The following is a 26,082-nucleotide window of genomic DNA, read 5'->3' as shown; positions in this document are numbered from 1 at the left end:
CACGACCAACGAGCACGACCAACGAGCACGACCAACGAGCACGACCAACGAACACCACCAACCAACGCCACCAACGAACGCGATCAACGAGCCGCCGACCACACGCCGGTGACGGACGCGACCAACCACACGCCGCCAAGGGGCACGACCAACATGCGCCACCAAAGGGCGCGAGCGTCAGGAGAGAGCGGGGGGCGTCCCGGTCAGAGGCCCTCGGGGGTGGTCGCGGCACGGGCCGCGGCGACCAGCCGGTCGGTCTCGGCCACCACCGCGTCGTCGTCGGTTGGGGTGCCGATGTCGTAGTGGACCATCCAGGTCAGCCCGTCGACACCGGACACCCGCCGGCCGACGATCCGCCCGGCGCCGCCGGGCAGGGCGTGGTGCTGGGTGTACGCCACGGACTTGGTGACCCGGGTGCGTACCTGGTGGGGCAGTTCCCCCGGGTCGAGCAGCAGGTAGCGTTCGGCCGGCAGCGCGGCGACCACCCGGTAGCCGTCGCGGTCGGCGACCTGTTCGCCGGGGGTGACGGTGAGTTCCCGGCCCGACCAGACGGCCTTGACGATGTCGTGCCAGCCGATCCGGTGGCCGCGACCGGGCAGCCACAGCCCGAGGTTGCTGGCGACCACCACCCCGTCGCCCTCGCCGTTGCCGACGGCCGCCCAGGCCAGTACGCGTTCGTCGCGGTCGAGGGGCGGCCGGTCGGTGGGTGGCAGCTTCGGCCGGCGACGGAACAATCTGATCATCACAGTCCTCCCGCCGCCTGCTCGCGCAGCGCACGGGCGTGCTGCTCCAGCGAGAGCAGCTCACCGAAGGTGGCGAAGTACTCGTCCTTGTTGTTGACCGGGTTGATCCGCTGGATGCGGGACTTCAGCTCGCGGATCCGGGCGGTGACCGACCCCCACTGGAGACGGGCCATGGTGATCGAGACGTAGCGCGGGTCGGGTTCGCCGTCGATCCGCAGCGGCTCCACGGCCAGTTCGCCGACCAGGGCCTGCGCGGCGAGATCCGGGCAGGCGTCGCGTACCGACTCGATCCACACCGCGCCGCCGGTCGCGGCCGCCGCCCCACCGGCCTCGGCGATCGCCGCCCGGACGACCACGTGTACCGGGTGCCGGTAGTCGTTCGCCTCGACCGCGTCGAACATCGGCCCGGCCAGCACCGGTTCCTGGAGGGCCAGCTTGAGCGCCTCGCGTTCGACCATCGACTGTGGGCTGTCCACGGACGGCTCGCCACGGCTGGGGCGGGTCGGCCGGTCGTCCGGTCGACCGGAGGCGGCGGCCAGTACCGCCCGCTGCACCGGCTCGATCTCCATGCCGAGGTCACCGGCGAGCTTGCGGACGTACTCGGGGCGCTTCTCCTGGTCCTTGAGCTTGGCGACCAGCGGTGCGGCCCGGCGCATCGCCTCCACCCGGCCGTCGACGGTGTCCAGGTCGTACCGGCTGATGACGTGCCGCAGCGCGAAGTCGACAAGCGGTTCGCGGCGCGCGACCAGGTCCCGGACGGCCAGGTCGCCCTTTGCCAGGCGTAGCTCGCACGGGTCCATGCTGTCGGGGCTGACCGCGATGAAGGTACGGCCGACGAAGCGCTGGTCGTCCTCGAAGGCGCGCAGCGCGGCCTTCTGCCCGGCGGCGTCCCCGTCGAAGGTGAAGATGATCTCGCCTGCGACGGCGTCGGTGTCCAGCAGCAGCCGGCGCAGTACGCCGATGTGGTCGCCACCGAACGCGGTGCCGCAGGTCGCCACCGCCGTCGGTACGCCCGCCAGGTGGCAGGCCATCACGTCGGTGTAGCCCTCGACCACCACCACCCGGCCCTGCTTGGCGATCTCCCGTTTGGCCTGGTCGATGCCGTAGAGCACGTGTGACTTCTTGTAGATCGGCGTCTCGGGGGTGTTCAGGTACTTCGGTCCGTCGTCGTCGGCGAAGAGCTTGCGGGCACCGAAGCCGATCACGTCGCCGGTCAGGTCGCGGATCGGCCAGAGCAGTCGCCGCCGGAACCGGTCGATCAGGCTGCCGGAGCGGGCCGGGCGGGACAGCCCGGCGGTGACCAGTTCGTCGTGGCTGAAGCCGAGCTGGCGCAGGTGCCGGGTGAGCGGATCCCAGCCCTCGGGGGCGAACCCGCAGCCGTAGCGTTCGGCGGCGGCCCGGTCGAAGCCACGCTCGGCGAGGAACTCCCGGGCGGTACGCGCGCCGGCCGTGGTCAGCTGGGCGGTGTAGAACTCCACCGCGGCGGCGTGCGCGGCGACCAGCCGCTGCCGCTGCCCCTGCTGGGGGCGGCTGGCGCGGGGGGCGGACCGGTCGTCCGCCACGTAGCTCAGCTGCAACCCGGCCCGGGCGGCGAGCCGTTCCACCGCCTCGACGAAGCTCAGATGCTCGGCGTCCATCAAGAACTTGATCGCGTCGCCGCCGGCACCGCAGCCGAAGCAGTACCAGACGTTACGGCCCGGCGAGACGTTGAACGACGGGCTCTTCTCGTCGTGGAACGGGCACAGCCCCTTGAGGTTGCCGGCGCCGGCCGACTTCAGCGTCACCGTGTCGGAGATGACCTCGGCGATGGAGGTACGCTCCCGGACCAGCGCGATGTCCTCGTCCCGGATCCGCCCCGACATGCCGTCACCCCCTCCGGTTACATCCTGCCCTGCCGGATGCGGGGGCCGGGTGCGGGGGGTGAGGAAGGGCCCCGCCCGACGCCCACGGCGGCGGACGGACCCCTTGTCAACGAAGCTGCGCCGCGTACGTGGCGAGCAGTTGCAGTCGTTCGGCGCTGGCGCTGCCGGGTGCGGCGGTGTACGCGATCAGGATCGGCCCGGTACGCCCCGGCGGCGTGTAGGCGTCCCAGTCCAGGCGCAGCTCGCCGACCTGCGGATGGCTGAACACCTTGCTGCCGTGGACCGACTCGCGTACGTCGTGGCGGGCCCAGAGCCGGCGGAACTCCTCGCTGCGGATGCTGAGCGTGCCGACGATCTCCTGGGCGCGCGGGTGCTCCGGGTCGGCGGCGACCGCGGCGCGCAGGAAGCCCAGATAGTCGAGCACCGTCTCCCGCCAGCCGACGCACCGGCCGTACGTCTCGGCATGGGTGAACATGTCGATCAGGGCGTTGCGGTGGCCGATGCCCGGATAGAGCGCGGCGGCCATGCTGTTCCAGGCCAGCAGGTCGAGGTGGCGGCTGACCACCACGGCCGGGGTGTGCAGGCTGTGCAGCAGCCGGTGGGTGCTCTCCGGGACCGTCTCGCGGGTGCGGCGGCGGGGCTTCGGTGGCCGCTGCGCGCGCCGGGCGAGGGCACGCAGGTGGCGGGTCTCCTCCGCGTTCAGGGCGAGGGCACGGGCGATGCCGGTCAGCACGTCGTCGGAGGGGCGGACGTCGCGGCCCTGTTCCAGCCGCTGGTAGTAGTCGGTGCTCACGCCCGCGATCAGGGCCAACTCCTCACGACGCAGACCGGCGACCCGACGACGTGGGCCGGGCGCCAGGCCGATCTCCTCCGGGCTCAGCCGGGAGCGGCGGTTACGCAGGAAGTCCGCCAGTTCGCGGGCGTACGCGGTGCTCACCCCGCCAGTGTGCCGCGCCGGTACGGCCGCCGGGTAGGTCCGGTGGTCCCAGGTTAAACGGTTCTCTCCGACCGGCCACGGCGGTGCCTAACCTCCGGAACATGCGGAACTGGACCGAGGAACAGATGCCCGACCAGCACGGCCGGCGGGCGGTGGTGACCGGGGCCAACTCGGGCGTGGGTCGGGTCACCGCGCTGGAGTTGGCCCGGCACGGGGCCGCGGTGGTGCTCGCGGTACGTAACGTCGCGGCGGGCCAGGAGGCGGCCGGGGCGATCCGGCGCGCGGTACCGGGGGCGGAGGTCGAGGTGCGGAAGGTGGACCTGGCGTCGCTGGCGTCGATCCGGGCCTTCGCGGCGGACCTTCCCGGCGAGGTCGACCTGCTGGTCAACAACGCCGGAGTGGCCCTGACCGGCAAGCGACCCCCGTTGACCGTGGACGGGTTCGACCAGCAGATGGGGATCAACGCCCTCGGGCCGTACGCGTTGACCGGTCTCCTGCTCGACCGGCTGGCCGCCGGGAAGGAACCCCGCGTGGTCACCCTGTCGTCGCTCGTGCACCGGTGGCGCGGTCTGGACCTGGACGACCTGATGTCCGAACGGGTCTACCGGGGGCCCCGGGCGTACGCGCTCTCCAAGCTCGTCGGCACCATCCTCGGCCTGGAGCTGGACCGCCGCCTGCGGGCCACCGGGTCGCTGGTGGTCAGCGTGCTGGCCCATCCCGGGATGACCCGCACCAACCTGACCCCCCGCGCGATGGCCGACCAGAATCGGCTGATGCGGGCGCTGAGCCGGGTCATGTCCCTGCCGCTCAGCCGGGTCGAGGCGGGTGCCCGGCCACAGCTGTACGCCGCGACGGCGACCGGTCTGCGCGGTGGGCAGTTCTTCGGACCGCGCGGCTTCCAGGAGCTGCGCGGCCCGGTCACCGAGGTGCGGGCGAGCGCGCAGGCCCTCGATCCGGGCAACGGCCGGCGGATGTGGGCGCAGGCGGCCCGGCTCACCGGCGTCACGTACCTCTGAAACACCGCGTTGATCATGAGGTTGGCGGCACTTCCGGAGATCAGGTCCGCCGCCAACCTCATGATCAACGGGGCGCGGCCGGGGTGGGGGTCTCGTCGGCCTCCACCTGACGGTTCCAGTCGGGTTTGGTGGCCCGCCAGCCCTCGTCGTCGAGGCCGAGCCGCCAGTAGCCGGAGATGGAGAGCCACTCGGGCGACACGCCCCGCTCCACCCGCAGCAGGCGGCGCAGTTGGCGGACGAAGCCGGCCTCGCCGTGCACGAAGGCGTGCACCGCGCCGGGCGGGAACTCCAGATCGCGTACGGCAGCCAGCAGCGCCTCGCCCACCGGCCGTCCACTGCGGTGCAGCCAGGTCAGGCGTACCGCCCCGGGACTGGGCAACGGCTGCTCGTCGGCCGGGTCGTCGACCTCGACGAAGACGTGCGCGGGCGCGTCGACCGGCAGCCTCTCCAACGCGGCGGCGATCGCCGGCAGCGCGCTCTCGTCGCCGACCAGCAGGTGCCAGTCGGCCGCCGGGCTCGGCGCGTACGCCCCGCCGGGGCCGGTGAACAGCACCTCGTCACCGGGTCGCAGCGCGGCCGCCCACGGGCCGGCCAACCCCGCCTCGCCGTGGTGCACCACGTCGACGGTCAGCTCGCCGGCCGCCGCGTCCCAGGCCCGCACGGTGTACGCCCGCAGCCGGGGCCACTGCTCGCGCGGCAGTTCGCGCTTGATCGTGGCGAGGTCCATCGGGCGCGGGTAGTCGACCCCGGGCACCGGGAAGACGAACTTGACGTAATGGTCGGTGAACTCGCCGACCGGCAGGCCGACCAGTTCCGGGCCACCGAGCACCAGCCGGACCACGTGCGGGGTGGGCCGCTCCGCGCGCAGCAGGTGGGCGGAGGTCACAGTCTTCGGGCGCTCGCTCATTCAGTTAGGCTAACCTAACCCGCCGGTACCGGTCCGAACCGGTCGGCCGGTCAGCCGGGGCGGGCCGGACGGGACAGCCGGGGCGGGCCGGACGGGACAGCCGGGGCGGGCCGGACGGGACAGCCGGTCCGGCCGGGAGACAGCCGGTCCGGCCGGGAGGCAGTCGGTGCTCCGGCGGTCAGGCACCGGACGGGAGGCAGTCGGTGCTCCGGCGGTCAGCGGGCCAGGCGGCCGTGCCAGGCGACGGCGGCCGGGTCGGTGAGCGAGGCCACCTGGTCGACCACGACGCGCAGCCGGGCGACGTCGTCCGGCGCGGCCCGCCACAGCGGGGCGAAGACCGGGTCCAGGCCGTCCGGCGCCCGCTCGGTCAACGCCCGCACCAGCTCGGTGAGGATCTCCCGCTGCCGGCGGTAGCGACCCTGGGCGTCGGGACGGCGCATCACGTACCGCAGGGCGATGCCCTTGAGCAGTGCGCACCGGGCCCGCAGCGGCCGGGGTACGACGAGGTCCGCGGCGTACCGGCGATGCGGGCCGGGACCGAAGCGAGCCGTCGTGGCGGCGACGGCGGTGGCGACGAAGCGACCGGTCAGCACGCTGGTGGTGGCCTTCAACGCGGCCTGGGCGCGGTGGCTGCCGTCGTAGCCGGCCAACGGCGCGAGCACCGGGTCGGCGAGCAGTTCCACAAGCGTCTCGCCGAGGAAGTCGGGCGACTCGGTGGAGTAGACGGCGGCGACGTCGGCGCAGAGCGCGGCCCGCTCGTCGGCGTCGGCGAGCAGCGGCTCCAACGTCAGGTAGCCGCCGTGGATGCCGTCCTCGACGTCGTGCACCGAGTACGCCACGTCGTCGGCCCAGTCCATCACCTGCGCCTCCAGGCAGCGCCGCTCGCCGGGCGGCGCCCCCTGCCGCAGCCACTCGAAGGCGGGCAGGTCGTCGGCGTACGCCCCGAACTTGCGCCGGCCCGGTCGACGGGGCCACGGGTACTTGCTGACCGCGTCGAGCGAGGCGCGGGTGAGGTTGAGCCCCACGGACTCGCCGCCGGGGGCGTACACCTTCGCCTCCAGGCGGGTCAGTACGCGCAGCGTCTGCGCGTTGCCCTCGAAGCCGCCACAGGCGGCGGCTTCGACGTCGAGAGCGGCCTCGCCGTTGTGCCCGAACGGCGGGTGGCCCAGGTCGTGCGCCAACCCCGCGGTGTCCACCACGTCCGGGTCGCAGCCCAGCCCGGCGCCCATCTCCCGGGCGATCTGCGCCACCTCCAGCGAGTGCGTCAGGCGGGTACGCAGGAAGTCGTCGGTGCCCGCCGTGTGTACCTGGGTCTTCGCGGCGAGCCGCCGGAACGCCGCGGAGTGCAGCACCCGGGCCCGGTCCCGCTCGTACGGCGACCGGCCGTGCCCAGCGTCCTTGGCCGGCTCGGTCACCCGCCGCTGCGCGTCGGTGCCGGTCCGGTGGTCAATCGCCACGTGGACGCAGCACGCAGAACTCGTTGCCCTCGGGGTCGGCGAGCACCGTCCAGTCGGTGCCGTCCTGACCCACGTCGACGTGCCGGGCACCCATGTCGACCAGCCGTTCCACCTCGGCCTCCCGGTCGGCCGGGCGCAGGTCGAGGTGCAGCCGGTTCTTGCCCTCCTTGGCGCCGCGCACCGACACGAAGACGATGCCGGGCAGGCGGTCGGCGGACTGGCGGATCTCCACCTCGTCCGGCTGCTCGGAGACCACCTGGTAGCCGAGCGCCTCGGCCCACCAGCGGGCCAACCGGGCGGGATCCCGGGCGTCGACGGTGAGACTCGCCCAGACGCTGGTCATGCCGGCACCGCCGACCGCAGACCGGCGAGACCTGACCGCTCGGCACGCACACCCATCCGGCCACCCCTTCACGACGACGGTCCTCTGGCGTGCTCAGGTTACGCCCGGCCGGGCCGTACGGCGCGTCGACGACCTGCACCCCACCGGTCCACATCCTCCGATCAGTCGAGAGTTGTGGTCCGATTGCCGACGGTCACGGGATCGCGCATATCGACATCCACGGGTAGCGTCGCCATCGCGGAACGTCACCTGTTGAGGCGGAGACACGACCGGTGGGAGAGACACGCTCGTGAACGCGGAAACGATGATGGGCACCGAGTTGCGCGGGCTGCGTCGACGCCGCCCCGAGGTCACCGGCACGGTGCTCGCCGGCACGGACGGCCTACTGATCTCCAGCGACCTGCCCGCAACCGACGCCACCCATCTGGCGGCCCTGGCCGCCGCGAGCTTCGGTCTCGGCAACCGGATGGCGGCCACCGTCCGGCAGGGGGCCTTCCACGAGTCCGTGGTGCACACCGCCGCCGGCTGCGTGGTCACCTACCCGGCCGGCCGGGACGCCCTGCTCACCCTGATCATCGACGCGGACGCGGATCTGGCGGTGCTGCGGGAGGAGGCACGGGGGGTGGTCCACCGGGCCGGGCCGGCGCTGGCCGCCTGCCGCCGACCGTCGCCGACGTCGCACCAACCGGATCCGCACGCCCCGCTGGCGGTACGCACCCCGATGGCCACCCTGCCCGGCCAGCGCCCGCGCCGCGACCCGCACATCACCTGGCGCCGCCCACCGATCTGACGCCCACCGATCTGACGCCCGCCCGAGCCGGCGCCCGCCCGCCCGAGCCGACGCCCGGCCGATCTGACGCCCGCCCGGCCGATCTGACGCCCGCCCGAGCTGACGCCCGCCCGGCCGATCTGACGCCCGGCCGATCTGACGCCCGCCCGGCCGGGCGCCCGCGCCCCGGCGGGAGCCGGGTCGGCGACTCGGCCGCCGACCCGGACCGTTCAGCGGCTGTCCGAGCCCGCCGTGACCACCGCGGCACGACCGGCCTCCAACCGGGCCACCGGCACCCGGAACGGCGAGCAGGAGACGTAGTCCAGCCCGACGGCGTCGAAGAAGTGCACCGAGTCCGGGTCACCGCCGTGTTCGCCGCAGACGCCGAGCTTCAGCCCCGGACGAGCCGCCCGACCCTCCTCGGCCGCGATCCGCACCAGCCGACCGATGCCGTCGGCGTCGATCGACTCGAACGGCGAGATGCCGAAGATGCCCAACTCCAGGTAGCGCCAGAAGAAGGCGCCCTCCACGTCGTCGCGGGAGAAGCCCCAGCCCATCTGGGTCAGGTCGTTGGTGCCGAAGGAGAAGAACTCGGCCGCCTCGGCGATCTGCCCGGCGGTCAACGCCGCCCGGGGCACCTCGATCATCGTGCCGATCAGCACCTCGACCTCGTTGCCGCCGACCACCTCGGCGATGATCCTCTCGGCCTCGGCGCGTACCGTCTCCAGCTCCTGGACCGCGCCGACCAGCGGCACCATGATCTCCGGGCAGGCCGGCACCCCCTGCCGGACGCACTCCACCGCAGCCTCGGTGATCGCCCGGACCTGCATCGCGAACAGGCCGGGGATGACCAGGCCGAGGCGTACCCCGCGCAGCCCCAGCATCGGGTTCTCCTCGTGCATCCGGCGGACCGCGGCCAGCAGCGCCTCCTCCTTGGCCACGTCCTCGCCGCGTTCCTGGGCCACCGCCACGTCGACCGCGAGCTGTTCCAGCGGCGGCAGGAACTCGTGCAGCGGCGGGTCGATCAGCCGGACGGTGACCGGCTGCCCGTCCATCGCCCGGAAGATCTCCACGAAGTCGGCCCGCTGCAACGGCAGCAACGCGGCGAGCGCGTCCTCCCGTTCGGTGGCCTCCCGGGCCAGGATCAGCCGCTCGACCAGCTCCCGCCGGTCGCCGAGGAACATGTGCTCGGTGCGGCAGAGCCCGATGCCCTCGGCACCGAACCGCCGGGCCCGCGCGGCGTCGGCCGCCGTGTCGGCGTTGGTGCGTACCGCCAGCCGCCGCTTGGCGTCGGCGTGCGTCATGATCCGGTGTACGGCCTTGACCAGCGCGTCGCCGGTGGCCGCCGGGTCGAGTTCGCCCTCGAAGTACTGCACCACCTCCGACGGCGTGGCCGGCACCTCGCCCAGGTAGACCTTGCCGGTGGTGCCGTCGATGGAGACCACGTCGCCTTCGGCGACCGTCCGCCCGCCCACCGCGAACCGCCGCTTCGGTACGTCGATGTCCAGCTCGTCGGCGCCGGAGACACAGGTCTTGCCCATCCCCCGGGCCACCACCGCGGCGTGGCTGGTCTTGCCGCCCCGGGAGGTGAGGATCCCCCGGGCGGCGATCATGCCGTTCAGGTCGTCCGGGTTGGTCTCCCGGCGGACCAGGATGACGTCCTCGCCCTGACCGGCCAGTTCGACCGCGCGCGCGGAGGTGAAGACCACCTTGCCGACGGCCGCACCCGGCGAGGCGCCGATCCCGGTGGCGACCGGCTGGAACTCGTGGTCGAGCTGGAAGCGCGGGAACATCAGCTGGGCCAGCTGTGCGCCGTTGACCCGGTGCAGCGCCTCGTCGAGGTCGATCAGTCCCTCGTCGACCAGCTGACCGGCGATGACGAACGCGGCGGCGGCGGTGCGCTTGCCGACCCGGGTCTGCAGCATCCACAGCTTGCCACGTTCGATGGTGAACTCGATGTCGCACAGGTCCGTGTAGTGCCGCTCCAGCCGGGCCATGTAGTCGAGCAGTTCGTCGTAGGCCGGCTTGTCGATCCGTTCCAGCTCCTGCAACGGCACGGTGTTGCGGATGCCGGCGACCACGTCCTCGCCCTGGGCGTTGGCCAGGTAGTCGCCGTAGATGCCCTGGGCGCCGCTGGCCGGGTCGCGGGTGAAGGCGACCCCGGTGCCGGAGTCCGGGCCGAGGTTGCCGAAGACCATCGCCACCACGTTGACCGCGGTACCGAGGTCGGCCGGGATCCGCTCCTGCCGGCGGTAGATCACCGCCCGTTCGGCGTTCCACGAGTCGAAGACCGCCCGGATGGCCAGGTCGAGCTGCTCGCGGGGATCCTGCGGGAACTCCCGCCCGGTGTGCTTGTTGAAGATCTTCTTGTACGTGTCGACCAGCCCGCGCAGGTCGTCGGCGTCCAGGTCGAGGTCGCTGGTGGTGCCCCTGGCCTGCTTGGCCTCGTCGAGCGCGTGCTCGAACTCCTCACCCGGCACGTCACAGACGGTCTTGCCGAACATCTGGATCAGTCGCCGGTAGGAGTCCCAGGCGAACCGCTGGTTGTCGCTGGCCCGCGCGGCCAGACCCGCGACGCTGCGGTCGTTGAGCCCGACGTTGAGCACGGTCTCCATCATCCCGGGCATGGAGAACTTCGCCCCGGAACGCACCGACACCAGCAGCGGGTCGTCCGGGTCGCCGAGGCGCCGGCCCATCTCCCGTTCCAGCGCGGCCAGGTGGTCGGCGATCTGGTCGCCCAGCCCGGCCGGCTCCCGCCCGCTGGCGAGGTACGCCTGGCACGCCTCGGTGGTGATGGTGAAGCCGGGTGGAACCGGCAGGCCGAGGTTGGTCATCTCGGCCAGGTTGGCACCCTTGCCGCCGAGCAGATCCTTGAGATCCTTGTTGCCCTCGGCGAAGTCGTAGACGTACTTGCGTTCGACCGTTTCCTGCGCTGCCTTCTGCGCTGCCACCAAAGCCTCCCACGCGCCCGGACTGACACTTAACGAAGGTTTAGTTTCTCGATACCCCGGGGCCGATCACCGGTAGTCCGGGGAGCCGTGCCGATCGGTGGGCGAAGGTTAAGCGAACAACGCGGGGCCCGGGACCATTCGGTGACAATAGGCACAGCAAACACGACTATCCGCGTTCGTGACGGTTTCTGGGAACGTTTCCACACGCACCATTACGCACCCGCCCACCTCGCCGTACCCTTGACGACACGCCCTGTCACCACACCTCGCACCATTGCCACAACCGCCGCGAATACACCCCCGGAGCCTTCGTCGTGTCCTCGCCGTCCCGCACCGCACCGGAACCGTCCGACCCGACCGTCCCGGCGGCCCCGACCGTCCCGATTGCCCCGAGCGTCCCGATTGCCCCGGGCGTCCCGGCGGCCCCGGGCGTCCCGGCGGCCCCGGGCGTCCCGGCGGCCCCGGGCGTCCCGGCGGCCCCGGGCGTCCCGGCGGCCCCGGGCGTCCCGGCGGCCCCGGGCGTCCCGGCCGACGAGGCCGACCCCGAGACCGCCGCACCCGAGACCGCCGCACCCGACGCCCTCGGGCCCGGCGGTGGCGCGGCGGTGGGGCGTACCGCCGGGGAGCTGGCGGCCGTGGCGCAGCGGCAGGCGGCGGCGCTGATCGCCCCACCGGCGCCGGTCCGGCTGGGCGACGTGGTGCCCGCGCCGGAACGGGTCGAGCCGGACACCACCGCCGACTACCTGCTGCCCGCCGACGCGGTGATCCGGGTCAGCGCCGACCCGGCCGCGCTGGCCGTCGGCGAGCAGCTCGCCGCGCTGCTGCGCCCCGCCACCGGGTACCCGCTGCCGGTCACCGACACCGTCGGCGCGACGCCGACCGGCGGCATCGCCCTACAGCTGACCGACGACGCCGACCTGGGCGCCGAGGGCTACCGGCTGGCCGTCACCACCGGCGGGGTACGCATCCGCGCCCGCACCGCCACCGGGCTCTTCCACGCGGTACAGACGCTGCGGCAACTGCTCCCACCCGCGGTCGAGAGCGGCACGCCGGTCGCCGAACGCTGGGTGCTGCCCGGCGGGTCGATCCTCGACCGGCCCCGCTACCCGCACCGCGGCGCGATGCTCGACGTGTCGCGCCACTTCTTCCCCGTCGCCGACGTGCTGCGGTTGATCGACCACCTGGCCCGGTACAAGCTCAACCGGCTGCACCTGCACCTCACCGACGACCAGGGCTGGCGGATCGCCGTCGACTCCTGGCCCCGGCTGGCGGTCGTCGGCGGCGCCACCGAGGTCGGTGGCGGGCCCGGCGGGCACTACACCCGGGCCGACTACCGCCGGATCGTGGCGTACGCCGCCGCCCGGCACGTCACCGTGATCCCCGAGGTCGACCTGCCCGGCCACACCAACGCCGCGCTGGTCGCCTACCCGGAACTCGCGCCGGACCACACCGCACCGCCGCCGTACACCGGCACCGAGGTCGGGTTCAGCTACGTCGACCCGGCCAACGAGCGCACGTACGACTTCGTCGCCGACGTGCTCGGCGAACTCGCCACGCTCACCCCCGGCCAGTGGCTGCACATCGGCGGCGACGAGGCGTTCAAGGTGCCCGCCGACGTCTACGCCCGGTTCGTCGAACGGGTACAGCGGATCGTCGCCGGGCTCGGCAAGACGGTCGTCGGCTGGCACCAGATCGCCCCGGCGGCGCACGTCGACGGCCGGATCCTGCAATGGTGGGGCACCTCCGGCGACGACCCGGTGACCGCCGACGCGGTACGCCGCGGCGCCCGCCTCGTCCTCTCCCCCGGCAACCACGCCTACCTGGACATGAAGTACGCCCCGGACACCCCGATCGGGCACGACTGGGCCGGCCTGATCGACGTGCCCCGGGCGTACGACTGGGATCCGGGCGACCACCTCGCTGGCGTACCGGCCGAGGCGGTGCTCGGCATCGAGGCGCCGCTGTGGACCGAGTCGGTGACCACCCGCGCCGAGGTCGAGTTCATGCTCTTCCCCCGGCTGCCCGCCATCGCCGAACTGGCCTGGTCACCCCGGTCCCGCCACGACTGGGCGGACTTCCGGCAGCGGCTGGCCGGCCACGGCCCCCGCTGGACCGCGGCCGGGATCGCGTACCACCGCGCCCCCGAGGTGCCCTGGCCGGCACAGCCACCCGTCCCCGTACCCCGGTCCGCACCGTCAGACCGAAGCACGACCCCATCCGCCCAGAACTGATCGTCACCCCCGGTGTCGGCCCAGCCCCAGGGGTCGGCCCAGCCCAGGGGTCGGCCCCAGCCCCCGGCGTCGGCCCAGCCCCAGGGGTCGGCCCAGCCTCAGATCTTGCACTCTCGGTCGCCGAGATGCCAGGAAGATGGCTTTCGCCCCGACACAAAGTGCAAGATCAACGAGGGAGAGGGCCAGGCCGACGCACAGTGCAAGATCTGTGATCGGGAGGGGAGGGCGGGGGCAGCGGGGGCAGCGGGGCGGGCGGTGGAGGGCGGGGGGTCAGCCGCCGGAGTCGTCCAGCTCGGCGCCTTCGGGGACGGTGTCGTCATCCCGGCTGGCCAGCCAGCCGTCGGGCAGGAACACCTTGCCGGGTGAGTTGGTTCGCCCGCGCGGCTGGCCCAGCGTCTCCACCGGGAACGGTACCGACGGGTCCAGCTTGCCGAGCAGGTCGTCGAGCTGGGCCAGGCTGTCGATCATCGCGAGGGCGCGGCGCAACTCGCTGCCGATCGGAAAGCCCTTGAGATACCAGGCGACGTGCTTGCGGAAGTCGGTGCAGCCGTCCCGCTCGCCCCGCGCCGGGTTACGGGCACCGGCGGTGAACTGCTCGACCAGCAGTTCGGCGTGCCGGCGCATGGTCGCCGCCACCTCGCCGAGGCTGGGCAGCCGCCGGTCGGCGCGACCGGCGAACGCGGCCTCCAGGTCGGCGAAGAGCCACGGCCGACCCAGGCAGCCCCGCCCGATCACCACCCCGTCGACGCCGGTGTGCGCCACCATCCGCAGCGCGTCGTCGGCCTCCCAGATGTCGCCGTTGCCCAGCACCGGTACGTCGAGGGCCTGCTTGAGGGTGGCGATGGCGTCCCAGTCCGCGGTGCCCGAGTAGCGTTGCGCGGCCGTACGCCCGTGCAGGGCGACCGCGGCGACTCCGGCGTCCTGCGCGGCCAGCCCCGCCTCGACGTACGTCAGGTGGTCGTCGTCGATGCCCTTGCGCATCTTGACCGTGACCGGCACCCCGGCGGGTGACGCGGCCTCCACCGCGGCCCGGACCAGGCGGGCGAAGAGCCGTCGGCGCCAGGGCAGCGCCGCACCGCCGCCCCGCCGGGTGACCTTCGGCACCGGGCAGCCGAAGTTCAGGTCGATGTGGTCGGCGAGGTTCTTCTCGGCCACGATCCGCACGGCGGCGGCGGTCGTCTCCGGGTCGGTGCCGTAGAGCTGCAGGCTGCGCGGCGACTCGTCGGCACCGAACGCGATCATCCGCAGCGTCTTCGGGTTCCGCTCGACCAGGGCGACCGTGGTGATCATCTCGCAGACGTAGATGCCACCGCCCTGCTCCCGACAGAGCTGCCGGAACCCGACGTTGGTGATACCCGCCATCGGGGCGAGCACCACCGGCGGCCACACCTGGTGCCGCCCGATGCTCAACGGCCCCAGGGCAGCACTTGGCATGGTCACCGCCCAAGTGTAAGCAAGCGGCCCCTCCGCGATGTCAGGCGTCGCGGAGGGGCCGTTCCTTACCCGCTCAGCAGCCGGGGAGGTGGTCGATCAGGTAGCGCTCGACCTGGTCCAGGGCGATCCGCTGCTGGCCCATGGTGTCCCGGTTGCGGATGGTCACCGCGTTGTCGTCCAGGGTGTCGAAGTCGACGGTCACGCAGAACGGGGTGCCGATCTCGTCCTGGCGCCGGTAGCGACGACCGATGGCCTGCGAGTCGTCGAACTCCACCACCCAACGCTTGCGCAGCTGCGCGGCGAGATCCTTGGCCTTGGGCGAGAGGGCCTCGTTGCGCGACAGCGGCAGCACCGCCACCTTCACCGGAGCCAGCCGCGGGTCGAAGCGCATCACGGTGCGCTCCTCCATCTTGCCCTTGGCGTTCGGCGCCTGGTCCACGTCGTACGCCTCGAGCAGGAACGCCAGCACCGCGCGGGTCAGGCCGGCGGCCGGCTCGATCACGTACGGCACCCAGCGCTCGCTCTTGGTCTGGTCGAAGTACGACAGGTCGACCCCGGAGTGCTTGCTGTGCGTGGCGAGGTCGAAGTCGGTGCGGTTGGCGATCCCCTCCAGCTCGGCGAACTCGGTGCCGCCGAACTGGAACCGGTACTCGATGTCGACGGTGCGCTTCGAGTAGTGCGAGAGCTTCTCCTTGGGGTGCTCGTAGAAGCGCATGTTCTCCGCGGTGAGCCCGAGGTCGACGTACCAGTTCCAGCGTTCCTGAAGCCAGTACTCGTGCCACTGCTCGTCGGTGCCGGGCTCGACGAAGAACTCCATCTCCATCTGCTCGAACTCCCGGGTACGGAAGATGAAGTTGCCCGGGGTGATCTCGTTGCGGAACGACTTGCCGGTCTGCGCGATGCCGAACGGCGGCTTCTTGCGCGCCGCGTTCGCCACGTTGTTGTAGTTGACGAAGATGCCCTGGGCGGTCTCCGGGCGCAGGTAGTGCAGCCCCTCGTCGCTCTCCACCGGGCCGAGGTAGGTCTTCATCAGACCGTTGAACATCTTCGGTTCGGTGAAGGTGCCCTTGTTGCCGCAGTTCGGGCAGTTGATCTCCGACAGAGAGGTCGGCGGGCGGCCGTGCTTGGCCTCGTACGCCTCCTCCAGGTGGTCGGCGCGGAACCGCTTGTGGCAGGACTGGCACTCGGTCAGCGGATCCACGAAGGCGTCGAGGTGCCCGGACGCCGCCCAGACGTCCCGGGCCAGGATCACCGCCGAGTCCAGGCCGACCACGTCGTCCCGCTGCTGGACCATGGTCTTCCACCACTGCCGACGGACGTTCTCCTTGAGTTCCACGCCGAGCGGACCGTAGTCCCACGCCGACCGGGTGCCTCCGTAGATCTCGCTGGAGGGGAAGACGAAGCCTCGACGCTTGGCGAGGCTGACGATGGCGTCGATACGGTCGGCTGGCATTTTTCCTCCTACGCCGACTGGCGGTCGGCGGGGACGCGGTGGGATGGTCGGAACGGTCCGGGACAACGGTACGACCGCCCGGGCCCCGGACCCAGCACATTACCTGCGGGTGCTCAGTTGACTCCGCAGACCTCCATGCCACCGGTCTGCTGGTCCTGGGCGAGTACGACCTGCTGGCGTTCCTGGCCGCCACCGGCGAAGGTGACGTCCACCGGCACGGTGAGGGTGTTGGTGTCCACCTCGCCGACCCGGTAGGAGACGATCTGCGGCTCGGCGGCGGCCCGGCGTTCGAACTCCTGCCGGGACTCGCGCCGCTTGGCGTCCTCGCAGAGCTGGTCGTAGGCCCGCGCGTACTCACCGTCGGCCAGGGCCCGGTAGTAGTCGCCGGAGACCGTCCGGCCCTGCTCGTCGATCGCCTGCACCCCGCTGATCAGCAGGCCGACCACGGCCGCACCGCCACCGCCGCAGCAGAGCACCAGGGCCAGCGCGCCGGCACCGAGGCCGAGCCAGAGCCGGGACCGGCTGCCCTCGGTGGGCGGTGCGGCGAACGGCGGCGTCACCCCGGGGCCGGCCGGCGGGGTCGGCACACCCGGCTCGGTACCGCCGGGCGGCGGTGCGTCGCCGGGGCCGGCAGCGGGCGCGGGGGCGCCGGGGCCAGCCGGGGGTGCGGCGGCGGGTGCACCGGGGGGCGGCGTGCCCGGCTCGGTACGGCCCGGTTCGCCCGGTGCCTGGGGTGCCTGCTGACCGGACAGCGAGGGGTGTGGTGGTGGGGCTGCCGGTCCGGGAGCGGTCATGGAAGCCAGCGTAGTGCCCGCCGGCTCAGCGGTAAGGGCCCGCAGCCCGATCACTGGCGACCGGCACCACGTCGCCACCGGGCGCGGCGTTGGCCAGCGTCTCGTAGGCGGACGGCTCGTCGATGCTCTGCGCGAGCAGCGGTACCGCCGTGACCTTGACGTCGAAGCCGCCGAGGGCCCGCCGGTAGGTGCCGACGGACTCCCACTCGGTGACCAGGCACCAGTGTCGAGGGTCGTCCAACGCCCGGACCAGCTGCCCGCGCAGGTACCCGGGCCGGGCGGCGAGGGCGGCGAGGGCCGCGTGGGCCCGGGCGGTGAAGTCCGACGCCTCGTCGTCGTCGACCACGAACCGGTTGGTCACGAGCACCGGGTTCTCCTCCTCGTAGAGTCTGTGGGATGCAGCGTACGCAGCGCGGGATCACCGGCCGGCTGGCCCGGGTCAACCCGACGACGGTGTTCCTGGTCACCCTGCTCCTGGTGCTGGTCGCCTTCTTCACCCCGGGAGTGTTCGGCGGGTTGTTGACCCTGCTGCTCGCGGGCGGGTTGGCCGCCCTGATGACGACCACCTGGCGGGTGCAGACGCCGACGACGCGGCTGATCCGGCTGTTGATGTTGACCCTGCTGGTCGCCGTCGGCCTGGTCAAGCTGCTCTAGACATGCAATCATGCGTTTTTGACAATCATTGTCGTTATCGCGGAAGGTTCATGTCATGACCCTCCGCACCACCACCCGTGCCCTGGCCGCCACCGCGGCCACCGTGCTCACCCTGGCCGGCGCCACCGCCTGCGCCACCGACGGCGGTGGCGGGGGCGTCGACCCGGACCGGATCGACGTGGTGGCCGGCTTCTACCCCCTGCAGTTCCTCGCCGAGCGCGTCGGCGGCGACGCCGTCGCGGTGACCAACCTGGCCCGTCCCGGCGCCGAACCGCACGACCTGGAGCTGAACCCGCGCCAGATCGGGCAGATCATCGAGGCCGAACTGGTGGTCTTCCTGCACGGCTTCCAGCCGGCCGTGGACGAGGCGATCGAGCAGAACGCCGGTGACCGGGCGTTCGACGTGGCCGGCGTCGAGCCGCTGCTGGACGCCACCGCCGGCGGCCACGACCACGACCACGACCACGGGGACGGGGACGGGGACGGGGACGGGGACGGGGACCACGCCGACGAGGAGCACGCCGAGGAGGGGACGGACGGCGCGAAGGATCCGCACGTCTGGCTCGACCCGACCCGACTGGCCACCATCGGCGACAAGCTGGCCGAGCGGCTCGGCGCCGTCGACCCGGACCGGGCCGGCGACTACACCACCCGGGCCGCCGCGCTGCGTACCGAGCTGGCACAGCTCGACACCGAGTTCACCGAAGGGTTGAAGACCTGCCAACGCCGGGAGATCGTGGTCAGTCACACGGCGTTCGGCTACCTGGCGCAGAAGTACCAACTGGAGCAGATCGGCATCACCGGCCTCTCCCCCGAGAACGAGCCGTCGCCGCAGCGGCTGGCATCGGTCATCGAGGAGGCCCGGGAGCACGGCGCCACCACGATCTTCTTCGAGACGCTGGTCAGCCCGAAGGTCGCCGAGACGATCGCCCGGGAGGTCGGTGCCGAGACCGCGGTGCTGGATCCGCTGGAGGGCCTGTCCGCGGAGAACGGCGGGGACTACCTTTCGGTGATGCGAACCAACCTGCAGGCCCTGCGGACGGCGTTGAGCTGCTCGTGACCCCTGAAGTCCTCACCGTCACGCACGGGGTGGTCGGCTACGACGGCCGCCCCGTGCTCCGTGACGTCTCGCTGACCGTGACCACCGGCGAGGTGGTCGCGCTCCTCGGCGCCAACGGCTCCGGCAAGTCCACGCTGATCCGGGCGGTGCTCGGGTTGGTCCCGCTCAGCGTCGGCTCGGTGACGCTGTTCGGCCAGCCAGCCCGCCGGTTCCGGCAGTGGCACCGCATCGGGTACGTCCCGCAGCGCCTCGGTGCGGGCAGCGGCGTACCGGCCACCGTGACCGAGGTGGTGGCCTCGGGCCGGCTGGCCCGGCGGGGCGTACTGCGCCCCGCGGGGCGCGCCGACCGGGCGGCCGTCGCCGCGGCGTTGCGCGCCGTCGGCCTGGCCGACCGGGCCGACGACCCGGTCGCCACCCTCTCCGGCGGCCAGCAGCAACGCACCCTGATCGCCCGCGCCCTGGCCGGCGAGCCCGAACTGCTGGTACTCGACGAGCCCACGGCCGGAGTGGACGCCACCAGCCAGGAGGCGTTCGCCGGGGCCCTGCGTGCCTTCGTCGGCGGCGGCGGCACCGTACTGCTCGTCGCCCACGAACTGGGCCCGCTCCGCCCGCTGATCAGCCGCGCGGTCGTCGTACACCAGGGGGTGATCGCGCACGACGGCGCGGTGCCCGACCCGGCCGGGCACCACGCCGAGCCGGACCACGACCACGTGCACCCGCACGGTCCCGAGGAGCCCGCCGGGCTGTGGAGCACACGGTGAGCCTTTTCCAGTACGAGTACATGCTGCGCGCCCTGCTCGGCGCCCTGATCATCGGCCTGGCCGCGCCCGCGCTCGGCACCTACCTGGTGCAACGCCGGCTGGCGCTGATCGGCGACGGAATCGGGCACGTCGCGCTGACCGGCGTCGGGGCGGGCCTGCTCTTCGGCACCTCCCCCGTGATCATGGCGGTGATCGCGGCCATCGTCGGGGCGGTCGCCATCGAGCTGATCCGCGAACGCGGCCGCACCTCCGGCGACCTGGCGCTGGCCCTGCTCTTCTACGGCGGCATCGCCGGCGGCGTGGTCCTGGTGGGGCTCTCCGACAGCACCAGCGCGAACCTCAACGCGTACCTGTTCGGGGCGTTGACCACCACCTCGCGCGAGGACCTGGTCACCATCGCGGTACTCGGTGTGGCGGTGCTGATCGCCATGATCGGGCTGCGGCCCGCGCTCTTCGCGGTCTGCCACGACGAGGAGTACGCCCGGGTCTCCGGCCTGCCGGTACGCGCGCTGAACCTGCTCCTCGCGGTCACCACCGCGGTCACCGTGACGATCGCCATGCGGGCGGTCGGCGTCCTGCTGATCAGCGCCCTGATGGTCGTCCCGGTGGCCACCGCGCAGCAGGTGACCCGGGGCTTCCGGGCCACCATGGCGGCGGCGATGGCGCTCGGCCTGTTCGCGGCCGGCGCCGGCATCTGGCTGGCGGCGGTGGCCGACACCGCGCCCGGCGCCTCGGTGGTCGTCCTCGCGATCGCCTCCTTCGTCGCAGTCACCCTGCTCGTGGCCGGCTGGCGCCGGTTGCGCCGCGGCCGCCCGCAACCGGCGCCCGCACCCGAGCCGCACGAGGTGGTACTCGGCGGGTCCTGAACACACACCCGCTACCGGTATTGGTTACCGTTGCACGGTGACCAGCGGAGCGGGCTACGAGGCGTACGAGGGTGCCAGCGAGTTGCTGCGCGCCCTCTCCGCGCCGATCCGGCTGGCCATCGTCAGCGAACTGGCCGCCGGGGAACGCTGCGTACACGAGTTGGTGGACAAGCTCGGCGTCGCCCAACCACTGGTGTCCCAACACCTGCGGGTGTTGCGCGGCGCCGGCGTGGTACGCGGTTCCCGGCGCGGCCGGGAGATCGCGTACGCCCTGGTCGACGAGCATGTCGCGCACATCGTGGCCGACGCGGTCAGCCACGCCGGGGAGGGATCATGAGCGGGCTTAGCGAGACCCGCAGCGCGGCGGAGGGCCGGCATGAGTGAGAGTGGTGCGGCCGTCCGCAACACCCGCCAGCGTTCGGCGGTGAGCGCGCTACTGGCCGAGGTGGAAGGCTTCCACAGTGCACAGGATCTGCACGCGATGCTGCGTGACCGGGGCGAGCGGGTCGGCCTGACCACCGTCTACCGCACCCTGCAGGGGCTGGCCGACGCGGGCGAGATCGACGTGATGCGCCCGCCGGGCGGGGAGCACCTCTACCGCCGGTGCAGCGAGGGCCATCACCACCACCTGGTCTGCCGTGCCTGCGGCCGGACCGTGGAGGTGGCCGGCCCGACGGTGGAGAGCTGGGCCGACCGGGTGGCCGCCCAACACGGCTTCACCGACGTCAGCCACACCCTCGAGATCTTCGGCACCTGCCCCACCTGCACCCCCTAACCCCACGCCCCACGCCCCACGATCTTGCACTTTCGGTCGCGGCAAAGGCCACGAAAGGGGCAACCTGGCGACCCGAAGCGCAAGATCGCCGGGTGGGCAGGAGGCGGGCGAGGCGGGGCGGGGGCAGGGGGTGTCTGAGGGCGGGAGAGCGTGGGACGCTGGGCGGCGTGAAGATCTACGCTGATCGTTTCCCGACCGCGCTCCGCCAGTTCCTCACCGACCTGCTCGTTGTCGCCTGGGTGTACGTGACGATCCGCGCCGCCATGTGGCTGCACGACCTGGTGCAGAAGCTTGCCGTACCCGGGCAGAAGCTGGAGGGGGCCGGCGGCGGGCTGGCCGACAACCTGGCCGACGCCGGCGGCAAGGTCGGCCGGGTGCCACTGGTCGGCGATGAACTGACCGGGCCGTTCGAGCGGGCCGCCGGCGCCGCCCGATCTCTGGCCGAGGCGGGACGGGACCAGCAGGAGGTGGTGGACCAACTCGCCTTGGCGCTCACCGGGACCGCGCTGTTCGTCCCGCTCGCGCTGGTGGTCTTCGGTTGGCTGCCGCTGCGCGTACGGTGGATGCGCCGGGCCGACGCGGCGGCGAAGCTGGCCACCGCCCCGGCCGGACGGGATCTGCTCGCCCTGCGGGCGCTGGCCACCCAGCCGCTCGGCAAGCTGGCCGGCATCCACCCCGACGTCGCCGAGGCCTGGCGGCGCGGCGACGATTCCACCATGGAGAGTCTGGCGGCGCTGGAGCTGCGCCGCCTCGGCCTTCGACCGCCCAACCGGTGACCGCCAGCCGAGAACCGGCCAGCCGATGACCGACGAGGCTGGGTCGCCCGCCGCGTTCAGCCGTTCGCGAGGCCGCTGGGGTCCTCCTCGTCGTCGATGTCGTCGTCGCCCCAGCTACGCCGGGAGAACGGCAGGACCAGCCAGAAGGTGAGGAACCAGAGTCCGGTCACCGCGCTGAGCAGGAAGGCGATCGGCCGGGCCAGCACGAAGTCGGTGATCAACAGCACCGAGCTGACCATCGCGACCAGCATGAACGCCAGCCCGCCAGAGGCCATCCGGTGGGCGAACCGCACCAACTCGGGTTTGCGGCCCTGGCGGAACAACGCCCGGTGGAAGGCCACCGGCGAGATGATCATCGCGGTGGCGCCGGCTGCCGCGAGCAACGCGATGATGTAGACGTCGCGCTGGAACGGGGTGGTGCTGTCGAAGCCGTTGCTGAACGGCAGGGTGAGCAGAAAGGCGAAGAGGATCTGCACGCCGGTCTGCGCGACCCGCAGCTCCTGCAACAGGTCGGCGAAGTTGCGCTGCCACCGCTGCTTCTCGGTTTCCTTCGACACCGCGGACCTCCGGGGGTACGGCTGCCGCCGGTGGCCAGTCCCCGGCGGCGGCAACGCTGATGCCCCACGGCCGCCGATCCGAAACCGGCTCGGAGTACCCCGCTGAAGGCACGCCGGACCGGGCACCACGCGACCAGCGCCGGCCCGTCAGGAGCCGCGGCGGATCCGGCCCGCGTACCGGGCCTCCAGGGCGTCGTTGTGCGCGTCGCCACCGGCGATGTTGGCCGACAGGTACACCGGTGGACGGTCGCCGGTGGCCAGTAGCCGGGCCACCACCTCGACCACGATCTGCTGGGCCAGCAGCGCGGCGGTGATCGAGGAGACCGCGCCGACCGCGCCGCCGTCGGGCAGCGGCAGGGTCGCGTCGCCGTACGGTGCGCCGTTGTCCAGCACCACGTCGGCGAAGTCGGCGAGCTTACGGCCCGACGGATGGCGGGACTCCATCCGGGCCGAGTGTTCCGCCGAGGTGATCGCCACCAGCCGGTGTCCGCGCTCGCGTACCAGGGCGGCGAACTCCACCATCGCCCCGTTCACCCCCGAGTTCGAGGCGAGTACGAAGACATCGGCGGGGCCGATCGGGGCGAGGTCGTAGAGCCGGTGGGCGACGGTCGGATCCCGCTCCAGTTTCGGCCCCAACACGTCGACCGGCGCACCGCCGTGCAGCACCAGGTCGCGCAGGGCGATCCGGTTGGTCGGCACCAGCCCGCCGGCCCGGCCGGCGATCTCCATCGCCAGCGCCTCGGAGTGGCCGGTGCCGAAGGCGTGCACCACCCCGTCGGCCCGGATCGCCGCGGCGATCAGGTCGGCGGCGCGGGTCACCTGGTCCCGCTGGCTCCGCGCCACCCGGTTCATGGTGGCGGTCACCGTCGCCAGGTAGCCGTCGGCGCTCAACGTCATGTTCACTCCGCTTCCTCGGTAACCCACCCCGCCACCGGCCAAGAGCCCGGTCAGGCGGTGGAACGTACCCGGGCCAGGATCGTCTCGGCCAGCGGCGTCGGCACCTGGTCCGGGATCCAGTGGCCGACCCCGGCCAACTCGACGAACCGGTAGTCCCCGCGCACCTGGCCGGCACACGCCTCGGCGGCGGCGCGGCCGATCGCCGGATCCCGGTCGCTCCACACGAAGGTGGTCGGCACGGTCACCGGGCCGACCGCCGCCAGGTCGGTCCGGGACATCGCCCGGTACCAGTTCAGCGCCGCGGTCAGGGCGCCGGGCTCGCGCATCGGTTCGACGTACGCGGCCGTCCGCGCGGCGTCGCCGACCCCACGCAGCAGCCGGCGCAGCCCACCGGCGTTCAGGGCCAGCAGCGTCTTCTCGGCCACCCCTTGCCGGCGGAACAGCATCATGTAGGCCGAGCGCGCCTTCTGCTGCGGATCCTCGGCCAGCGCGTACGCCATGGCGGCCGGATGCGGCACGGAGACGGCGGTCAGGGTACGGACCCGGTCGGGGTGGCCGGCGGCCAGCGCCCAACCGACGACGGCGCCCCAGTCGTGGCCCACCACGTGGGCGGCGTCGACGCCGAGCGCGTCCAGTACGGCCACCGCGTCGGCCACCAGCTCCGCCAGCCGGTACGCCTCGACGGCCGCCGGCCGCGCGCCGGGCGAGTAGCCGCGCTGGTCGAGGGCGTAGCTGCGCAGACCTCCGGCATGCAGCGTCGGCAACACGTCGTTCCACTCGCCGGAGTGCTGCGGGAAGCCGTGCAGCAGCAGCAGCGGTTCCCCGTGTTCCGGACCGCCGACGGTGACCTCGAACCGCATTCCCCGGGCATCGATCTGCATGCTCCGCAGCCTACCCAGGGGTGCGCGCGGTCAGTCGTACTGTTGCTTCGGGACGGGGACCTCCCGCCACGACTCGACGTCCAGGTACGGGATCTCGGCGTCGTTGACCGGGTCTCGGCCGAGCCGGTCGGTGTACCGGCCGACCACCTCGACCCAACTGTCGTCGGGCAGCCCGGCCGGCACGTCGCCGGTGAGCCCGAGCTTGACCGGGCGTCCGTCGGCCGCGCAGCAGGACAGCACCATCCGGGCCAGGATCGGCTCGCCGTCGGGGCCGGTGGCGATGAAGCCGGTGAGTCGCACCCGCCGGTCGCCGATCGACGTACCCCGGTCGAACAGTGCCCGGGCCGCGTAGTCCAGGACGCTCACCTGCACCGGATCGCCCTCGGGCAGGGGTGGGTAGTCGGACTCCCGCGGGGCGCTCACCGTGCTTCCGGCCTGACTGACCGCGTACGACCCGAGGGCCGGCGGGGCGACCAGCAGCAGTCCGAGTACCGGCAGGATGAGCAGCCAGCCCACCCGCGGCTCGTGGTGGGTGTGCCCGTGGGCCGCGCCGACACCGCCCGCCGGGTCGGGCGTCCCCGGAACGGGTGTCGCCGGAACGGTGGTGCGCGCGGCGGACGGGCGCAGCTCGTACCAGAGGGTCATGATCGCGGCGACCACCAGCAGCAGTCCGGCGGCGATCAGGAAGGGGCGCAGCCCCTCCTTGACGTACCGCAGGTAGAGGTCGGTGATACTGGCCCGGATCACGGCGCCGCCGAGCAGCAGCAGGATCACCGCCTGCGCCTGCCGGTTCACAGCAGCACCGCCCCGGCCGCGACGGCGACCAGTACGGCCACCGCGAAGGTGGTCGGCGCGAAGCGGAGCGCGAACCGGCGGCCGAACACGCCGGCCTGCATGGCGATCAGTTTGAGGTCGACCATCGGCCCCACCACCAGGAAGACCAGTCGGGACGTAAGAGAGAACTGTGACAGCGAGGCGGCGACGAAGGCGTCGGCCTCCGAGCAGAGCGACAGCAGCACCGCGAGCAGCGCCAGGGCCAGGATGGACAGCCAGGCGTTGTCGGCGAGGCGTTGCAACCACCGCTCGGGCACCAGCACGTTGATGCTGGCGGCGGCCATCGCGCCGAGCACCAGGAAGCCACCGGCGTGCGTCACGTCGTGCCGGACGGCGCCCCAGAAGGCCCGCCCCCGGGATGCGTCCTCCAGTTCCGGCCGGCGCGGCATCCTGATCCACTCGGTGCGGCCCAGCCGCAGCCAGAGCCAGCCCATCACCATGGCGACCACCAGGCTGGCGACGCCGCGGGCGAGGACCAGCTCGGGGTTGCCGGGGAAGGCCACGGCGGTCGCGGTCAGCACGATCGGGTTGACCGCCGGTGCGGCGAGCAGGAAGGCCAGCGCGGCGGCCGGGGTGACGCCACGCCGGATCAGCGAGCCGGCGATCGGCACCGACCCGCACTCGCAGCCCGGCAGCACCACCCCGGCCGCGCTGGCGGCGGGCACCGCGAGGGCCGGATGCCGGGGCAGCGCCCGGGCCCAGAACGACCGGGGTACGAAGACCGCGATCACGGCGGAGAGCAGCACCCCGAAGACCAGGAACGGCACCGCCTGCACCATGATCGAGACGAAGACGGTGGTCCAGGTCTGTAGGCGCGGGTCGTCGAGCATGCCGGCCAGCGGATCCCGGAAGATGATCAGCAGGATCAGCAGGGCGGCCAGTACCTCGACCGAGCCGATCCGGTCACCGAGCCAGCGGCGGGAACCGCCCGTACCGGTCGGCTCCGGGGCCGGCGGGGCAGCCAGGCCCACCGGACCACCCGACCGATCTCCCCGCTCGCCGGCCTGGTCGGGCCTTGTGGTGGGGGCGCCGCGATCGTGCGCTGTGGTCGGGCCGCCGCGATCGTGCGCTGTGGTCACCTGTCGCCCTTCGGCCCGTCCGGATCGGCCGACCGAGACTACCGC

At 72.7% G+C, this 26,082-nt stretch carries 26 protein-coding genes; 10 read left to right on the top strand and 16 right to left on the bottom strand.

Annotated features, from left to right (window positions below; all coding sequences use genetic code 11):
- Positions 1-203 precede the first annotated feature (203 nt).
- The 3 genes from D2L64_RS21580 to D2L64_RS28325 all read right to left on the bottom strand — a co-directional run bounded on the left by D2L64_RS21580 (position 204) and on the right by D2L64_RS28325 (position 3,542).
- Complete coding sequence (locus D2L64_RS21580) at positions 204-740, bottom strand: hypothetical protein (RefSeq protein WP_119579039.1); 537 nt, start codon at positions 738-740, stop codon at positions 204-206.
- 2 nt (positions 741-742) lie between these two features.
- Complete coding sequence (gene dnaG, locus D2L64_RS21575) at positions 743-2,605, bottom strand: DNA primase (protein WP_119579024.1); 1,863 nt, start codon at positions 2,603-2,605, stop codon at positions 743-745.
- Positions 2,606-2,711: 106 nt separating this feature from the next.
- The gene (locus D2L64_RS28325) at positions 2,712-3,542 is read right to left on the bottom strand and encodes a helix-turn-helix domain-containing protein (protein ID WP_119579023.1); all 831 of its coding nucleotides are present in this window, start codon (positions 3,540-3,542) and stop codon (positions 2,712-2,714) included.
- A 101-nt stretch (positions 3,543-3,643) separates the two neighbouring features.
- On the opposite strand from D2L64_RS28325, the gene D2L64_RS21565 reads away from it, so the two are divergent.
- Positions 3,644-4,558 carry an oxidoreductase gene (locus D2L64_RS21565; RefSeq protein WP_119579022.1) on the top strand — a complete coding sequence of 305 codons (915 nt, stop codon included), beginning with the start codon at positions 3,644-3,646 and terminating at the stop codon, positions 4,556-4,558.
- A gap of 64 nt (positions 4,559-4,622) precedes the next feature.
- Here the strand turns inward: D2L64_RS21565 and D2L64_RS21560 are convergent, their stop codons facing one another.
- The 3 genes from D2L64_RS21560 to D2L64_RS21550 form a co-directional block, all read right to left on the bottom strand.
- Positions 4,623-5,465, bottom strand: a complete 843-nt coding sequence (locus D2L64_RS21560; protein ID WP_119579021.1) for a siderophore-interacting protein — start codon at positions 5,463-5,465, stop codon at positions 4,623-4,625.
- Between the two features lie 215 nt (positions 5,466-5,680).
- Positions 5,681-6,916 (bottom strand): deoxyguanosinetriphosphate triphosphohydrolase, encoded by a 1,236-nt coding sequence (locus tag D2L64_RS21555; RefSeq protein ID WP_119579038.1) that lies wholly within the window; start codon positions 6,914-6,916, stop codon positions 5,681-5,683.
- On the bottom strand, positions 6,912-7,265 hold the full coding sequence (locus D2L64_RS21550; protein WP_119579020.1) for a VOC family protein: 354 nt from the start codon (positions 7,263-7,265) through the stop codon (positions 6,912-6,914). Before D2L64_RS21550 ends, D2L64_RS21555 begins: the two co-directional genes overlap by 5 nt.
- Before the next feature lie 289 nt (positions 7,266-7,554).
- On the opposite strand from D2L64_RS21550, the gene D2L64_RS21545 reads away from it, so the two are divergent.
- Positions 7,555-8,055, top strand: coding sequence for a roadblock/LC7 domain-containing protein (locus tag D2L64_RS21545; protein WP_119579019.1), 501 nt, complete (start codon positions 7,555-7,557; stop codon positions 8,053-8,055).
- Positions 8,056-8,264: 209 nt separating this feature from the next.
- Here the strand turns inward: D2L64_RS21545 and ppdK are convergent, their stop codons facing one another.
- Positions 8,265-10,985 (bottom strand): pyruvate, phosphate dikinase, encoded by a 2,721-nt coding sequence (ppdK, locus tag D2L64_RS21540; RefSeq protein ID WP_119579018.1) that lies wholly within the window; start codon positions 10,983-10,985, stop codon positions 8,265-8,267.
- Positions 10,986-11,299: 314 nt separating this feature from the next.
- Between ppdK and D2L64_RS28015 the strand changes: the two genes are divergently transcribed.
- On the top strand, positions 11,300-13,216 hold the full coding sequence (locus tag D2L64_RS28015) for a beta-N-acetylhexosaminidase (protein ID WP_233559079.1): 1,917 nt from the start codon (positions 11,300-11,302) through the stop codon (positions 13,214-13,216).
- Between the two features lie 270 nt (positions 13,217-13,486).
- Here D2L64_RS28015 and dusB read toward each other — a convergent pair whose 3' ends face one another.
- From dusB to D2L64_RS21510, 4 genes are all read right to left on the bottom strand, one after another.
- Positions 13,487-14,650, bottom strand: coding sequence for a tRNA dihydrouridine synthase DusB (gene dusB / locus D2L64_RS21525; protein WP_119579037.1), 1,164 nt, complete (start codon positions 14,648-14,650; stop codon positions 13,487-13,489).
- 73 nt (positions 14,651-14,723) lie between these two features.
- Entirely contained in the window at positions 14,724-16,103 is a 1,380-nt protein-coding gene (locus D2L64_RS21520; RefSeq protein ID WP_119579016.1) for a glycine--tRNA ligase, read from the bottom strand.
- A gap of 113 nt (positions 16,104-16,216) precedes the next feature.
- Positions 16,217-16,690, bottom strand: a complete 474-nt coding sequence (locus D2L64_RS21515) for an Rv0361 family membrane protein (protein WP_119579015.1) — start codon at positions 16,688-16,690, stop codon at positions 16,217-16,219.
- A gap of 232 nt (positions 16,691-16,922) precedes the next feature.
- Positions 16,923-17,264 carry an antibiotic biosynthesis monooxygenase family protein gene (locus tag D2L64_RS21510; protein WP_119579014.1) on the bottom strand — a complete coding sequence of 114 codons (342 nt, stop codon included), beginning with the start codon at positions 17,262-17,264 and terminating at the stop codon, positions 16,923-16,925.
- Positions 17,265-17,293: 29 nt separating this feature from the next.
- Between D2L64_RS21510 and D2L64_RS21505 the strand changes: the two genes are divergently transcribed.
- The 7 genes from D2L64_RS21505 (at position 17,294) to D2L64_RS21475 (ending at position 21,789) form a co-directional block, all read left to right on the top strand.
- Positions 17,294-17,551, top strand: coding sequence for a hypothetical protein (locus D2L64_RS21505; RefSeq protein ID WP_119579013.1), 258 nt, complete (start codon positions 17,294-17,296; stop codon positions 17,549-17,551).
- Positions 17,552-17,606: 55 nt separating this feature from the next.
- Positions 17,607-18,611: a metal ABC transporter substrate-binding protein gene (locus D2L64_RS21500; RefSeq protein WP_119579012.1), complete on the top strand. Its 1,005-nt coding sequence runs from the start codon at positions 17,607-17,609 to the stop codon at positions 18,609-18,611.
- On the top strand, positions 18,608-19,372 hold the full coding sequence (locus tag D2L64_RS21495) for a metal ABC transporter ATP-binding protein (RefSeq protein ID WP_119579011.1): 765 nt from the start codon (positions 18,608-18,610) through the stop codon (positions 19,370-19,372). The genes D2L64_RS21500 and D2L64_RS21495 overlap by 4 nt, the downstream gene beginning before the upstream one ends.
- Positions 19,369-20,238 carry a metal ABC transporter permease gene (locus D2L64_RS21490; protein WP_119579036.1) on the top strand — a complete coding sequence of 290 codons (870 nt, stop codon included), beginning with the start codon at positions 19,369-19,371 and terminating at the stop codon, positions 20,236-20,238. The genes D2L64_RS21495 and D2L64_RS21490 overlap by 4 nt, the downstream gene beginning before the upstream one ends.
- 37 nt (positions 20,239-20,275) lie before the next feature.
- On the top strand, positions 20,276-20,575 hold the full coding sequence (locus tag D2L64_RS21485) for an ArsR/SmtB family transcription factor (protein ID WP_119579010.1): 300 nt from the start codon (positions 20,276-20,278) through the stop codon (positions 20,573-20,575).
- A gap of 39 nt (positions 20,576-20,614) precedes the next feature.
- Complete coding sequence (locus D2L64_RS21480; RefSeq protein WP_119579009.1) at positions 20,615-21,013, top strand: Fur family transcriptional regulator; 399 nt, start codon at positions 20,615-20,617, stop codon at positions 21,011-21,013.
- 167 nt (positions 21,014-21,180) lie between these two features.
- Positions 21,181-21,789, top strand: coding sequence for a hypothetical protein (locus D2L64_RS21475; protein WP_119579008.1), 609 nt, complete (start codon positions 21,181-21,183; stop codon positions 21,787-21,789).
- Between the two features lie 56 nt (positions 21,790-21,845).
- Here D2L64_RS21475 and D2L64_RS21470 read toward each other — a convergent pair whose 3' ends face one another.
- The 5 genes from D2L64_RS21470 to D2L64_RS21450 form a co-directional block, all read right to left on the bottom strand.
- Entirely contained in the window at positions 21,846-22,346 is a 501-nt protein-coding gene (locus D2L64_RS21470; protein WP_119579007.1) for a DUF6328 family protein, read from the bottom strand.
- 147 nt (positions 22,347-22,493) lie between these two features.
- Positions 22,494-23,243 carry a sugar isomerase domain-containing protein gene (locus tag D2L64_RS21465; RefSeq protein ID WP_119579035.1) on the bottom strand — a complete coding sequence of 250 codons (750 nt, stop codon included), beginning with the start codon at positions 23,241-23,243 and terminating at the stop codon, positions 22,494-22,496.
- A 50-nt stretch (positions 23,244-23,293) separates the two neighbouring features.
- Positions 23,294-24,124 carry an alpha/beta fold hydrolase gene (locus D2L64_RS21460; protein ID WP_119579006.1) on the bottom strand — a complete coding sequence of 277 codons (831 nt, stop codon included), beginning with the start codon at positions 24,122-24,124 and terminating at the stop codon, positions 23,294-23,296.
- A 30-nt stretch (positions 24,125-24,154) separates the two neighbouring features.
- Complete coding sequence (locus D2L64_RS21455) at positions 24,155-24,919, bottom strand: TIGR03943 family putative permease subunit (protein ID WP_119579005.1); 765 nt, start codon at positions 24,917-24,919, stop codon at positions 24,155-24,157.
- Positions 24,916-25,923, bottom strand: a complete 1,008-nt coding sequence (locus D2L64_RS21450; RefSeq protein WP_407663157.1) for a permease — start codon at positions 25,921-25,923, stop codon at positions 24,916-24,918. The genes D2L64_RS21455 and D2L64_RS21450 overlap by 4 nt, the downstream gene beginning before the upstream one ends.
- Positions 25,924-26,082 lie beyond the last annotated feature (159 nt).

This window comes from Micromonospora radicis (genome assembly GCF_003583405.1).
Lineage (GTDB): Bacteria > Actinomycetota > Actinomycetes > Mycobacteriales > Micromonosporaceae > Micromonospora > Micromonospora radicis.
This window is presented reverse-complemented; position numbering and strand designations above follow the sequence as displayed.

Coding starts and splice junctions, on each gene's coding strand:
- D2L64_RS21505 (WP_119579013.1), top strand. CDS start 17,294: ATGCAGCGTACGCAGCGCGGGATCACCGGCCGGCTGGCCCGGGTCAAC.
- dusB (WP_119579037.1), bottom strand. CDS start 14,650: ATGCCAAGTGCTGCCCTGGGGCCGTTGAGCATCGGGCGGCACCAGGTG.
- D2L64_RS21520 (WP_119579016.1), bottom strand. CDS start 16,103: ATGCCAGCCGACCGTATCGACGCCATCGTCAGCCTCGCCAAGCGTCGA.
- D2L64_RS21565 (WP_119579022.1), top strand. CDS start 3,644: ATGCGGAACTGGACCGAGGAACAGATGCCCGACCAGCACGGCCGGCGG.
- D2L64_RS21560 (WP_119579021.1), bottom strand. CDS start 5,465: ATGAGCGAGCGCCCGAAGACTGTGACCTCCGCCCACCTGCTGCGCGCG.
- D2L64_RS21500 (WP_119579012.1), top strand. CDS start 17,607: ATGACCCTCCGCACCACCACCCGTGCCCTGGCCGCCACCGCGGCCACC.
- D2L64_RS21465 (WP_119579035.1), bottom strand. CDS start 23,243: ATGACGTTGAGCGCCGACGGCTACCTGGCGACGGTGACCGCCACCATG.
- D2L64_RS21480 (WP_119579009.1), top strand. CDS start 20,615: ATGAGTGAGAGTGGTGCGGCCGTCCGCAACACCCGCCAGCGTTCGGCG.
- D2L64_RS21460 (WP_119579006.1), bottom strand. CDS start 24,124: ATGCAGATCGATGCCCGGGGAATGCGGTTCGAGGTCACCGTCGGCGGT.
- dnaG (WP_119579024.1), bottom strand. CDS start 2,605: ATGTCGGGGCGGATCCGGGACGAGGACATCGCGCTGGTCCGGGAGCGT.
- D2L64_RS21550 (WP_119579020.1), bottom strand. CDS start 7,265: ATGACCAGCGTCTGGGCGAGTCTCACCGTCGACGCCCGGGATCCCGCC.